The following is a 712-nucleotide window of genomic DNA, read 5'->3' on the forward strand; positions in this document are numbered from 1 at the left end:
CCCAGCGCCATGCTGCCGTTGCCGCTGGCAAGGGCATAGCCCCCCAACGACACGCTGTAAGGCGCGAACGATGCGGCGCTGTGGCCGATCGCAACCGAATCGACGTTGCCCGGCAGGTTGGGAAACACATTGGTGTTGTAACCCAGCGCAATCGCATAGTTGGCCTGACTCTCAGCGCCCGCGCCCAACGCAACCCCACCGACGCCGGTCGCGGCGGCGATCGCCACGCCGTTGCCGGCGCTGGCGCCGGCGGTACTCACACCGCCCAGCGCCACGCTATCGATACCGCTGGCCAACGCATTCATGCCCATTGCCACGGTACTGGTCGCCGTCGCCCGCGCGCCAAAACCCACCGCAGCGGCGTAATCGCCCGCCGCACGCGTGTTGTAACCGATGGCCGTGCCCAGATAGGCGGACACCTGCGAACGGCCACCGACCGCCGTGCCACCATCCTGGGAGGTTTGCGCTTGAAAGCCCAGCGCGGTGCTCTGCACGCCGCTCGCCGAGGTGCCTGCGCCGACTGCGGTCGACAGCGGACTCATCGCCTGCGCGGCGCCACCGACCGCCGTGGCGTTAATGCCCATGGCTTGCGTGGTTTGCTGATGACTGCCGATGAGGTCGCCTAGATCGTCGTATTCGTACACCGTGGCGATGCCGCCAATCGCCGTGGCCGAGGCGCCGACGGCCGTGGCATTGCTGCCGACCGCACTGG

Annotated in this window: 1 pseudogene; it reads right to left on the reverse strand. The window is 68.1% G+C overall.

The annotated features are described in order from the left end of the window. Positions 1 to 712 (reverse strand): annotated as a pseudogene (locus tag XalbCFBP2523_RS15835) (hypothetical protein); the annotation flags it as partial.

The organism is Xanthomonas albilineans (assembly GCF_002939705.1).
Lineage (GTDB): Bacteria > Pseudomonadota > Gammaproteobacteria > Xanthomonadales > Xanthomonadaceae > Xanthomonas_A > Xanthomonas_A albilineans.